Genomic DNA, 12,267 nt, shown 5'->3' with positions numbered 1-12,267 from the left:
AGATAGGCGCTTGATTTCCTGTCCATAAATGTGGACCGTTACAGTAACGGGAGAAGGAAACGTATCATGATCCCAACGCTCGATTGGCGTCGCTTTTCGGAGGCGACGGACAAAGAAGGTTTCATTTCAGACCTTTCGACCGCCATTCACGGGCCGGGTATCTTCCGGCTGGCGCATCACGGAATCGACCCGGAGCTCATTTGCGATGCCTTCACTGGTTGCACCAACGTATTCGACTTGACCGAAGCCGAGAAACGCACGCTCGCCATGCAGGCCGGCCCCCATAATCGCGGCTGGGCGCGGCTGGGCGTGGAGCGCCTGGCCGATGGCTCCAGCGTCCTGGAACGGCGCGAGGCGTTCAATATCGGGCTGGAACTGCCCCGGACCGATCCGCGCGTGGCCACCCGCCAACCCTTCCGCACGCAGACCCCCTGGCCTGCCATACCCGGCTTCCGGGACACGATGCTGACCTATTACGACGCCGTTCTGGAACTCGGCCTTGCGCTGCATCGCGCCTTCGCCGCCGAACTGGGGATAGCTCTGGACTATTTCGATCCGCTCTTTGCCGATCCGCTGGCCACGCTGCGCCTGATCACCTATCCGCCCGGTACGGGGTCCCGGGCCGAGACCGGCGCAGGAACGCACACGGATTTCGGTTCGATCTCGCTTCTGCTGACCGATGACCAGCCCGGCTTGCAGGCAAAACTCCGCAACGGCGACTGGATCGATGTCGAACCGGATCCCGACAGTTTCATCATCTTGCTGGGAGACGCGCTGGAACGCTGGACGGACGGCAGATATGCCGCCACACCGCATCGCGTCCGATCTCCTGACCGACGGCGGCAGGCGATAAACTTCTACCTAGATCCGGCCCCCGAAGCGCCTCTGTGCCCCTTCCCCGGCTTTGGAAAAGCGGAACAGAGGCCGGTGAAATATGGGGACTACCTCGCCGAAGGTCTCTCGGCCGCGCACCTGGTGCCACAGCGCTGAGAACCCCAGGGCAGGCCGTCGCTATTCCCGCGCGCGCAGAACCCGCGCCGGGCGCGTCGCCAGTGGACGCCAGGCAAAGCCAAGCCCGGCCAGCAAGGTTGCCAGCACGCCGCCCGCAACGATGGCCAGCGCCGAGAGCGGCTCGAAGGCGAAATCGGTCTCCATGACGAAGGTCGTCACCGCCCAGCCCGACAACCCGCCGCAGAGGATCGCCACGCTGCCCGCCGCTGCGCCCAGAAGTGCCGAGCGGATGGCGAAATAGCTCAGCACCTGCCAGCGCGTCGCGCCCACCGTCTTGAGCACTGCCGCCTCGAACACCCGCGCCCGCTCGCCCGCCGCCGCCGCCCCGATCAGCACCACGACGCCCGTCACCAGCGTTGCCGCCGCACCATAGGTGATGGCAGCGGCGATACCGGCCAGCACTTCGCTGACGCGGTCGATGGCGTCGCGCACGCGGATCGCGGTGATGTTCGGATAGGTCTTGGCGAGGTCGCGCAGGATCGCCGCCTCGGCCTCCGGCGCGGCATAGATCGTGGCGATATGGCTATGCGGGGCACCGGCAACCGCCGCGGGGTTTATCGTCAGGACGAAACCGATGCCGGCGGTCGAGAAATCGACCTCCCGGAAGCTGGTGATCGTCGCCGCGATGTCCCGGCCAAGGATGTTGATCGTCATCTCGTCGCCGAGCTTCAGCCCCATCTCCTCGGCCTCCTCGGCGGCAAAACTCACCTGCGGCGGACCGGAATAATCCTCCGGCCACCATTCGCCGGCGATGACCGTTGTGCGTGCATCCGGTTGCGCGGCATAGGTCACACCCCGATCCCCGCGAACGACCCAATGCTCGCCGACCGCCTCACGCGCCGGCAGGCCGTTGATGCGGGTGACGATGCCGCGCAGCATCGGCGCGGTATCGACCCGGCTCACGGCTGGATCGCTCTCGACCCGCTCCAGAAAACCTTCGAGCTGTCCCGGCTGGATATCGACGACAAAATAGGAGGGCGCGACCTCGGGCAGGTCGCGCGCGATGGCGCTGCGCAGGTTGGCGTCGATCTGCCCGACGCTTGCCAGAACCGTCAGGCCCAGCCCGAGCGAGAGCACGACCGATGTGGCCTCCGTGCCCGGCCCGCCGACCGCACCAAGCGCGAGCCGCAGCGGCGTCCAGCCGCGCAGCAGCGGCAGCCGGGCCGCGCGCCGCGAGAGCGCCCGGATCCCGAGCGCGGCCACAACAAGCAGCAACAGCGAGCCCGCCACCCCGGCGGCAGCATAAAGCGCCAGTTGCGGCACGCCGGAGAGCGCCGCCGAGGTCCCGATCAGCGCGGCCAGCAGAAGCAGCGTCACCAGCACGTAGCGCAGGCGCGGCAGGTCGAACCGGGACGAGACGACATCGCGAAAGAGCGTCGCCGCCCGGATTTCTTCGGTCCGCGCCAGCGGCCAGAGCGTGAAAAGCAACGCCGTCAGAACGCCGTAAAGCGCCGCCTCGGCCAGTGGGCCGGGATAGAGCCCGAACTCCGCCGGCACCGGCAGGCGGGCCTCGATCACCGGGGCAAAGAGCAGCGGCAGAAGCCCGCCCAGCAGCAAGCCGATGGCAATGCCAAGCACGGCAAGCGCGCCGATCTGGAACAGGTAGGCGGCCAGGATCGTCCGGCTCTCGGCCCCGAGTGTCTTGAGCGTGGCGATCACCTCGCGCTTGCCCTCCAAGTAGGCCCGCACCGCCGCCGAGACACCAACCCCGCCCACGGCCAGCCCCGCCAACCCGACAAGCACAAGGAACGCGCCCAGACGTTCGACAAAGCGCGCCACGCCCGGCGCACCGTTGCGGCTGTCACGCCAGCGCAGGCCCTCGTCCCGGAACTGCCCTTCCGCCGCGCCCTTCAGCACGTGCAAATCGGCGCCTTCCGGAAATTGCAGCCGGTAGCGCGTCTCAAAGAGCGTCCCCGGCTCCAGCAGGGAAGAATTGGCCAGTGCCTCCGTGCGCAGCAGCGTACGCGGCCCGAGGCCGAAGCCGTCCCCGGCATTGTCCGGCTCCTGCGCCAGCACCGCCGACAGGACGAAATCCTGCGTTCCCAGCCGGAACTGCGCACCGGGCAAGAGGCCCAGCCGGTCCGCCAGAACGCGCTCCATGACCGCGCCGGGCACGCCGTCTTGGCCGTCCATCGCGGCTTCCAGCGTCATCTCCGGTTCCAGCACCACATCGCCATAAAGCGGGTAGGCCCCGTCGATCCCCTTGACCTGCGTCAGCCCGCGTTCCTCGCCGACCACGGCCATGGAGCGGAAATCAACGATCTCGGAGACCCGCTCGGCATTTTCCTCCATCCAGGCGCGCTCCTCGGGCAGCGCGTAGCGATAGGTGAATGTCATCTCGGCATCGCCGCCGAGCAGTACCGAGCCTTCGCGTGCCAGCCCCGCCTCGATCCCGGCCCGCACCGAGCCGACAGCGGCGATCGCGGCCACGCCAAGCGCAAGACACGCAAGAAACACCCAGAAGCCGCGAAGCCCCCCGCGCAACTCCCGACGCGCGATGCGCAGAGCGTTGGCGAAACTCACGCTGCTGCTCCCGCCGAGGCGTCGTCATCGACCCGGCCATCGACGAGCCGCACGATCCGGTCGCAGCGCTCGGCCAGTTCAGGCGCGTGGGTCACCAACACCAGCGTTGCCCCGTGCCGGTCGCGCAGCCCGAAGAGAAGTTCCATGATCGCTTCCCCCGTGGCCCCGTCGAGATTGCCCGTCGGCTCGTCGGCCAGCAGGATCCGCGGCCGCGGCGCCGCCGCCCGCGCCAGCGCCACGCGCTGCTGCTCGCCGCCCGAAAGCTGGGCGGGGTAGTGGTCCAGCCGCGCGCCAAGGCCAACGGCTTCCAACTCTGCCGCCGCGCGGTCAAACGCATCGCGCCGACCCGCCAGTTCCAACGGGGTTGCGACGTTTTCAAGCGCCGTCATCGTTGGAATTAGGTGGAAACTCTGGAAGACCACGCCCATATGATTACGTCGAAACCGGGCGAGCGAATCTTCTCCCATCGCGGAGAGATCATGCCCCGCTGCGGTGACTGTCCCCGATGAGGCGCGCTCCAGCCCGCCCATCACCATCAGGAGCGACGACTTGCCGGACCCGCTCGGCCCCACAAGCCCAAGAGTTTCGCCCTCGCGCAGATCGAGCGTTATCCCGTGCAGGATTTCGACCCGGCCGGCATTGCCATCCAATGCCAAGGTCACGTCACGCAGGGACAAGATCGTGTCTGTCATGGGCCGGGCCTCCAAATTGCTTCTCAGCCTTGCATATGGGGCAGTTGGCGGAGTCCGCAAGGCAGTGCTTGCTGCGGCTCTCCTGCTGGCGCTGCCGGCCTTGGCAGAACCGGTGAACCTCGCGGCCCTTGGCGACAGCCTGACACAGGGCTACGGCCTGCCGCCCGAGGAAGGCTTCGTGCCACAGCTCGAAGCCTGGTTGCGCGACAACGGGCATGACGTTTCGATCACCAATGCCGGCGTCTCCGGCGACACGACCGCCGGCGGGCTGTCCCGCGTTGGCTGGACGCTTACGCCTGAAATACGCGGCATGATCGTGGCGCTTGGTGGCAATGACATGCTGCGCGGCATCGACCCGGCCAATTCGCGCGAGAACCTGCGCGGCATCCTCGTCGCGGCCCGCGAGGCCGGGGTCGAGGTCCTTCTTGTGGGCATCCAGGCGCCCGGCAATTACGGGCCCGACTACAAGGCCGCCTTCGACAACATGTATCCCGAACTCGCCGAGGAATTCGGCACGCTTCACGCCGACAATTTCTTTGCCGGGCTGGCCGTTGAGGGCGATCCGTCCGCCGCAGCGACTTATCTGCAACCGGACGGATTGCACCCAAATGCTGCGGGTGTCAGCAAGATCGTCGCCGCGCTCGGCCCAAAGGTCGCGTTGCTGCTGGATCGCATTGACCGAGACTAGAATGACCCTGATCGAAAGACTTGCCCAGATTGTCGGCCCAGCCCATGTGCTCACCGGCGAGGATTGCGCCCGCTACAGCACGGACTGGACGGCCGTCTACCCCAGCACGCCCATTGCCGTCGTCCGGCCCGCCTCGACAGAAGACGTCTCCGCCGTGGTCAAGGCCGCGGCGGCCGAGGGCGTTCCCATCGTGCCGGTCTGCGGCAATACCGGCCTGTGCGGCGGCACCTATGGCGAGGGCGCGCTCATGGTCTCGCTGGAGCGGATGAACGCCGTGCGCGAGATCCGCAAGGAGGCGCGCGTGGCGGTGGTCGAGGCCGGCGTCGTGCTCGACAAGATGCATGAAGCCGTCGACCCGCATGGGCTCATCTTCCCGCTGATCTTTGGCGCGCGCGGCTCGGCGATGCTGGGCGGGTGCCTGTCGACCAATGCCGGCGGCTCCAACGTGGTGCGTTACGGCTCCACCCGGGCACTCTGCCTCGGGCTGGAGGTCGTGCTGCCCTCGGGCGAGGTGCTGGACCTGATGACCGCTCTGCACAAGGACAATTCCGGCTACGACCTGAAGGACCTGTTCATCGGCGCCGAGGGAACGCTCGGCATCATCACCGCCGCCACGCTGAAGCTGTTTCCCAAGCCCGCTGCCTATGCCACGGCCATGGTCGCGGTGGCCACGCTCGACGATGCGCTTGTCATGCTGAACCGCCTGCAATCGGCCACGGGCGGCGCGGTGGAAGCCTTCGAATACATGCCCGGTCCCACCATTGACGCGATCACCGCGCATTTCGACGGCATGCGTTCGCCCTTCGATGAGACCTATGACGTGAATATCCTTGTCGAGATCGGCGCCACCGCTGCACGCGACGCCATCCCGGGCGATGACGGCACGCTGCCAGTGGTGGCCTATCTGGAAGAAGTGCTCGGCGGCATGCTCGAGGAGGAAAGCGTCCTGGACGCGGTGGTCGCACAGAACGAGACCCAGCGGGCGGCGATGTGGGCAATCCGCGAGGGCAATGCCGAAGTGGCCCTGGAAAACCCGCCCTTCGTCAATACCGATGTCTGCGTGCCGCTGGACAGGGTCTCCGAGTTCCTCGAAAAGATTGAACCGCGCATGAAATCGCTGGACGAGGCCATGACCTCGATGTGCGTCTGCCACTTTGGCGATGGCAATATCCACTACACCGCGCAGCCGTCGCGGGACGACGACACGCTGCTCGACCGGATCCTTGAGGAGGTCGAGGAGCTGGCCATCGCGCTTGGCGGGTCCTTCTCGGCCGAACACGGGATTGGCAAGTCCAAGCTGGCCTCGATGCGGCGGCGCAAGAACCCGGTGGCGCTGGCGGTGATGCGGCAGATCAAGACCGCGCTGGACCCGCAGGGGATCATGAACCCGGGCAAGGTCCTGCCCTGACCTAGAGCGCAGGACAAAGCCGCTCTTCCTGCGCATCGGAATTTCCCAGGCCGACACCCGAACCCGGGCCAGACGTCGAAACTGAAAAGGCCCGGCAGTGCCGGGCCCTTCCTTTTCCTGTTGCTTCCGCTGGCTCAGTTCGAGCAGGCGAAATTGTCTTTCAGCGAGCCGAACACGGCGTCCTCGGCCGCGAGCTTCGTGCGCGCGGTGTAGGATTCGTGGATCCAGCGCATATAGGCCCAACGCACCTCGTCGGCGACGTTCTGTTCCGGCAGGCAGATGCCTTCCATCGCGCCGGCTGCCTTCAGCGCCCCGACGAACCCAAGCATGTATTGCTCGCATTCGATCTCGGCAAAGATGCCGTCACGGGCGTCGTTATCCGCGTCGAAACAGGGCTGAAGCAGGTCTTTGGCGCTATAGCCGGAAGCCATGTGGGAATCCGCCGCGGCAACCGTGGCCAGCCCCATGGCGGCAAGTGTGAAGATCAAGGTCTTGCGCATGTCGGTGTTCCCCCGAGTTCAAGAGACAGGCCCGGCCACCCGCGAGGAGCGGCCGGGCGTTCCGATATTACTCGGATTTCTTGTCGGCCAGGGCGTGGATCGCCTGATCCATCACATCCTGGTGCTCTTCGTTATTGACGAATTCGGGGCTGTTGACCTTATTCCACAGCTCTTCGTTCGTCATGTTCTGGTGGCAACCCATGCACAGGCCGGTGCGCTCCATCTTCTCGCGCATCTCCTGCGGCAGCGGGCCGGTCAGCGGCCAGTGCGACCCGATGGTCACGAGCTGCTGCCCATCCTCGGTCACGATCCGGCTTAGATCGTGGTCGAGTTCGGGAACCGGTTGCGACTGGAACTGGTGCTGACCCGGGATGATTTCCCCGGCAGCGGTTTCCAGATCCACCACGAAGCCCTTGGTGTAGTCGCTCAGGAAGCGACCACCGCTGATGCCGTAGCCCAGCGCTTTCGGGTTGTTGTGGCAGCTCTCGCAGGTCCGTGCCAGACGGCCAGCCGTGTGCGGCTGAACGGCAGCATGGTCGAGGCCCTTGGTGCCACCGGCATCCGGCGTCATCCAGATCTCGTTATGCGCAACCGTGTTGCCATCCTTGTCGATCACCGTGGTGATGACCTGGCAGCCCGGCATGAGCGGCGAAACGCGGCCTTCACCGTTGATCCCGAGGGTCGGCTCTTCCCAACGCAGGTAGGAGCGTGTCTCGGAGACCTTGCCGGCGCTCGTCAGACCGTTGGTGCCGAGCGGCGCATCCGCCGTCAGACCATTGGGCTCACGCGCATTGGCATTGGTGATCCAGTCGACATCCGTCTTGCCTTCCGAATAGTCCACGGTGATGTGGCAGCCGTAGCATTGCGGCGCCCAGTCGGCGTGACAGGCATAGCACTCCATGGACTCCATGTGCTTGCCAACCGACATCATCGCCACTTCGGCGTTCGGCGACTTCCAGGTACCGTCCATCGCGATCTGCTTCAGCACCGGAATCTCGAAGTCGACACCGGATGCGGAGTGCAGAATGACCTTGGAGCCCTTCTTCACCACGTTGCCGAACGGGTTGCCGCGTGCGGTCAGCAGGTAGCCATCCTCGGCGTCATAGACCTCGGCAAAGTACTGCTCGTCCGTCAGGTCGTCGGCAAGGCCGCGAGCGTCAGAAGCGATTTCCTGCTGGAACTCTTCGCCATAGCCGAGCGGCAGCTCCCACGGGAACTGGCCAACGGTGCCATGGCAGTCCTCGCACTCGATCTCCACCTGGGCAAGGGTCGTGCCGGGCATGTTGCCGTCGCCGTGCATATCCACGGTGGTGTGGCAGTCCTGGCAAAGCATACCGCCTTCGGGGTTGCCTTCGCGCGACTGGACCTGATGGTGCAGGTCGTCCTTGATGAACAGGTAGTTCTTGGTGTGAAGCTTGGGCTGCTTGCCACCGGTGGGCGAGTAGGGCGAGCCGTAGGGGAATTCCATGATGCCCTGGTAGCTCACGCCAATCCGCTTGCCGCGGTTGTGGCACGACGAGCAGGTCTCGTTGGGAATACCGGAATACTCGATATCGCCATGCTTGACCTTGGACTTCCGGGTCGCCTGAAGCTGGTGTGTCAGCAGCTTGCCGGGCTGGTCCTTGGCAATGGTCGGGTCGCCGCCCTCGTAGAAGCCCTCGTTCGAATAGGGAACGTGGCAGGAAGAGCAACCGGCACCGCGATAGTCACCGCGCTTTTCGCGGCCGTTCACGCCAACGTGGCAACGCTGACATTGCTGGCGCGAATAGGTGATACCGGCGAGATTCGGGTGCTCGGAAATCTGGTCGACATCCACTTCAGGCACCTGCTCCATCGAGTCAGGCATCTGGTCGGGGTGCGATTCGGCAAAGGCGACCATGTATTCCTTGTAGGCATCTGTGCCGACAGTCGGAACGTAGCCGTCTTCATCCACCAGGTCATAGTTGCCGTAAACCGAGCGATGCGTGTCGAGCACGCCCCAGGACCACAGGTTGCCCTGCAGCTTGCCGGCCTCGGTATTCATCAGCGACTTGGTCAGACGCTCGGCATAACCTTCGTGACAACCGGACTGGCCACAGGTGTTGTCCGCAATCCAGACGGAGCCGGGATCGGGGTAGAACATCTGCGGGCCGCCATCTTCGATCATCGTGGCATGTGCACCAGCATGGGCCTCGTCGACCGTGGTGCCAAGCACGTTGCCGCCGTGACAGACGGTGCAGCCGGCGGCATCGTCATAGTCGCCGCCCAGCGCCTCGATGGTCTCCATCATGACGCCTTCGGTGAATTTCTCGATGCCCTCATGGCACGAAAGGCAGCCCTTTTCGGCTGCCAGTTCGGCACTGACCGTCATCGGCTCTGCTTCCGCTGCCGCATTATCCTGGGCCACCGCAAGACCGGCGGACCCAAGAAGCAGGGTCAGTGTCAGGAATATACGTCTCACGCGCGTTTCCTCCCCTGGCTAAAGTTTCGTTCTCAATTTTGATAACGCGCGCGTGATCTGTGGCACCCTGACATTTGTCAGGTTTAAAACACTTGCTCAAATCGGAATGTTTCGCCCTTGCGCGCGTGGCCGATGATCAAGCCGCGGCCCACTGTCGAGAAATCACTGTCAGGCCTTGATCCAGCGCAAAGAACAGCCTCTGTTTGAACTATACTAAAATCAAACGCCCCCAGAACTCGCGAACAGGGCCACAGAATGTTGAGAAAACACAACGTCGTTGACGGCGCGGCGCCATGTGGCTCCTGCCAGCAGGTGCTGTGCACCTTCCTGCCGCCGCAGCCGGAAAATGCGATTCGAATCAAGCATGCGCTCAAGCGCGGCGACCGGCTGGATGCGGCCGAGGGCAATGCTTGCTTGAAATTCTGGATCGTGGTGCATGGCACGGCGGCTTCCTGCACCTCCTTCGAGGACGGACGACGCCAGATCGTCAGCCTTGAGACCAAGGGCGAGACGATCTGCTCGCTGATGGCCGGCCCCGGCACGCAGAACTGGCTTGAGGCGTTGAGCGATTGCCTGATCTGCGAAATCGATCTGAGCGCGCGTGCGCGGCAACTGCACACGGACCCGGCCTTCCTCGCTGCGTCCTTCCACGTCGTGCATCGCCGCCTCGAACGTTCCCAGTCCCACCTGACCACGCTTGGCCGCCTCGATTCCGTCGAGCGGGTTACACTCTTTCTTGCCGAGATGGCGGTTCGCGCCGGCGCCACGCCCGAGACCCAACCGATGGTCTCGCTGCCGATGTCGCGCGAGGACATTGCCGATTATCTCGGGCTGAACTCGGAGACGGTCAGCCGGATCCTCTCCAGGCTCAAGAAATCCAAGCTGGTGAAATTCCTCTCACCCTCCGAATTCATCATCCCCGACCTTGCCGAGCTTGATCGCCGCCTGCCGGTCGACATCCCCACACCGCAGGTCTTCCGCTCGGCGGTCGTTCCGGGTGGCCCGAGAACCTTGCGCGAGGTTTCGTCATGATCGTCGAACTCGGGCATCTGGCCCTCTGCATCGCCCTGATCGCGGCGGTCGTGCAATCCACGGTTCCGCTTTGGGGAACCCTGAATGGCTCGCCCGCCGCCATGCGATGCGCCGACACCGCGGCACAGATCCAGTTCCTCGGCACCGCGCTGGCCTTCGGCGCGCTGACATGGGCTTTCGTGTCCTCCGACTTCTCCGTCATGACCGTCGCGGCCAACTCTCATTCGAGCAAACCGATGCTCTACAAGGTGTCCGGCGTCTGGGCCAACCACGAGGGCTCGATGCTGCTCTGGGTGCTGATGCTGTCGCTTTTCGGCCTGCTGATCTCGGTTTTCGGCGGCGTTATCCCGGTTGTCATGCGCGCCACGGTGCTGGCGGTGCAGGCGATGATCGGCGTCGGCTTCTACGCCTTCATCCTGCTCACCTCGAACCCGTTCGAGCGGCTCGCCAATGCGCCGATCAACGGACAGGGCATGAACCCGCTCCTGCAGGACCCCGGCGTCGCCTTCCACCCGCCGCTGCTCTATCTCGGCTATGTCGGTTTCTCGACCGCCTTCTCCTTTGCTGTCGCCGCCCTCATCACAGGCCGGGTCGATCCCGCCTGGGCGCGCTGGATGCGCCCATGGGTGCTGCTCGCCTGGTCCGGGCTGACCGCCGGCATCGCGCTCGGCTCCTGGTGGGCCTATTACGAGCTTGGCTGGGGCGGCTTCTGGTTCTGGGACCCGGTGGAGAACGCCTCCTTCATGCCATGGCTTATCGGCACGGCGCTGCTGCATTCGGCCATCGTGGTCGAGAAGCGCAATGCGCTGCTGAAATGGACCATCCTGCTGGCGATCCTGACCTTTTCGCTCTCGCTGATCGGCACCTTCCTCGTCCGCTCCGGCATCCTGACCTCCGTCCATGCCTTCGCCACCGATCCCGAGCGCGGCGCCTTCATCCTGCTGCTGCTCACCATCGCCATTGGCGGCGCGCTCTCGCTCTATCTCTGGCGGGCGCCAAAGCTGAGCGATGGCGGGGTATTCGCGCTCTACTCGCGGGAAACCGGGTTGCTGCTGAATAACCTGCTGCTGGCTGCGGCCTGTGGCGTGGTCTTTGTCGGTACACTCTATCCGCTCTTTCTGGAGTTGTTGAACGGCGCGAAAATCTCGGTTGGCGCGCCCTATTTCAACAAGACCTTCCTGCCGATCTTCGGTTTCACCATGCTGATCGCGGGCATCGGTCCGTTCATGGCGTGGAAACGCGCCAACCGCGCCGACGTGGTCCGGCGGTGCACGCTGACAACCGGGCTGGCGCTTGCCATCACCGCCGGGCTCGCGCTCGGCTTCGGTTTGCGCGATGCCGTCGGCCTGCTGGGCGCTTTCGTCGTAACCTTCCTCGCCACCGCCACGCTGCTCGACTTCGGCCGCCGCATTGGCTTGCCCAAGGCCAACCCGCTCACCGCGCTGCGCCGTGCTGCCGGCCTGCCCGCCTCGGCCTATGGCCTCTATATCGGCCACGCGGGCCTTGCCGTCGCCGCCGCGGGTGTCATCGCCGTCTCCGTATGGAGCACCGAGTCCATCCAGACCGTCACCGCCGAGACGCCCGTTTCTGTCGGCCCCTACGAGTTCACGTTGCACGATGTGCGCTCCGGAAACGGTCCGAACTACCAGACCACATTCGCCAAAGTCGACGTCACGCGAAACGGCGCTCATGTGACCACGCTGGAGCCCGAACGGCGCTTCTACCCGGTGGAGCGCCAACCGACGACAGAGGCCGCCATCGAAACGCTCTGGCATGGCGATCTGTATGCCGTTCTGGGCGATGCCAACGGGCGAGGAGGTTACGTCACCCGGTATTACTACAACCCCGGCGTTCCCTGGATGTGGGCCGGCGCGCTCATGATCACGCTCGCGGCGCTGATCTCGCTGGCCGACCGTCGCCTGCGTATCGGTGCCCCCGCGCCGCGCAGACCGGTCGCGCAACCCGCGGAATAG

The 12,267-nt window shown here is 65.0% G+C and carries 9 protein-coding genes; 5 read left to right on the top strand and 4 right to left on the bottom strand.

From position 1 onward, the window contains the following. The first annotated feature begins 66 nt into the window (after positions 1–66). Positions 67–990, top strand: a complete 924-nt coding sequence (locus tag AX756_RS18615) for an isopenicillin N synthase family dioxygenase (protein WP_068315273.1) — start codon at positions 67–69, stop codon at positions 988–990. A 21-nt stretch (positions 991–1,011) separates the two neighbouring features. On the opposite strand, the gene AX756_RS18610 is transcribed toward AX756_RS18615, so the two are convergent. Together AX756_RS18610 and AX756_RS18605 are read right to left on the bottom strand one after the other, a co-directional pair. Further along, entirely contained in the window at positions 1,012–3,534 is a 2,523-nt protein-coding gene (locus AX756_RS18610) for an ABC transporter permease (protein WP_068315270.1), read from the bottom strand. Next, a complete protein-coding gene (locus AX756_RS18605) occupies positions 3,531–4,226 on the bottom strand; it encodes an ABC transporter ATP-binding protein (protein ID WP_068315268.1) in 696 nt (231 codons plus the stop codon). Before AX756_RS18605 ends, AX756_RS18610 begins: the two co-directional genes overlap by 4 nt. On the opposite strand from AX756_RS18605, the gene AX756_RS18600 reads away from it, so the two are divergent. Together AX756_RS18600 and AX756_RS18595 are read left to right on the top strand one after the other, a co-directional pair. After that, positions 4,225–4,914, top strand: coding sequence for an arylesterase (locus AX756_RS18600; protein ID WP_068315264.1), 690 nt, complete (start codon positions 4,225–4,227; stop codon positions 4,912–4,914). The genes AX756_RS18605 and AX756_RS18600 overlap by 2 nt on opposite strands. A 1-nt stretch (position 4,915) precedes the next feature. Further along, entirely contained in the window at positions 4,916–6,322 is a 1,407-nt protein-coding gene (locus tag AX756_RS18595) for an FAD-binding oxidoreductase (protein ID WP_068315261.1), read from the top strand. A 134-nt stretch (positions 6,323–6,456) separates the two neighbouring features. On the opposite strand, the gene AX756_RS18590 is transcribed toward AX756_RS18595, so the two are convergent. Further along, entirely contained in the window at positions 6,457–6,822 is a 366-nt protein-coding gene (locus AX756_RS18590; RefSeq protein WP_068315258.1) for a Rap1a/Tai family immunity protein, read from the bottom strand. A gap of 67 nt (positions 6,823–6,889) precedes the next feature. Next, positions 6,890–9,262, bottom strand: a complete 2,373-nt coding sequence (locus AX756_RS18585; RefSeq protein ID WP_068315255.1) for a cytochrome C — start codon at positions 9,260–9,262, stop codon at positions 6,890–6,892. Between the two features lie 255 nt (positions 9,263–9,517). On the opposite strand from AX756_RS18585, the gene AX756_RS18580 reads away from it, so the two are divergent. Together AX756_RS18580 and AX756_RS18575 are read left to right on the top strand one after the other, a co-directional pair. Further along, positions 9,518–10,294: a Crp/Fnr family transcriptional regulator gene (locus AX756_RS18580; RefSeq protein ID WP_068315252.1), complete on the top strand. Its 777-nt coding sequence runs from the start codon at positions 9,518–9,520 to the stop codon at positions 10,292–10,294. Further along, a complete protein-coding gene (locus AX756_RS18575) occupies positions 10,291–12,267 on the top strand; it encodes a heme lyase CcmF/NrfE family subunit (RefSeq protein ID WP_068315248.1) in 1,977 nt (658 codons plus the stop codon). Before AX756_RS18580 ends, AX756_RS18575 begins: the two co-directional genes overlap by 4 nt.

This window comes from Aliiruegeria sabulilitoris (assembly GCF_001558155.1).
In the GTDB taxonomy this organism is placed as follows: Bacteria; Pseudomonadota; Alphaproteobacteria; order Rhodobacterales; family Rhodobacteraceae; genus Tropicimonas; species Tropicimonas sabulilitoris.
Note: the sequence above shows the minus strand (reverse complement) of the source record. Positions and strands in the feature narration are given on the sequence as shown.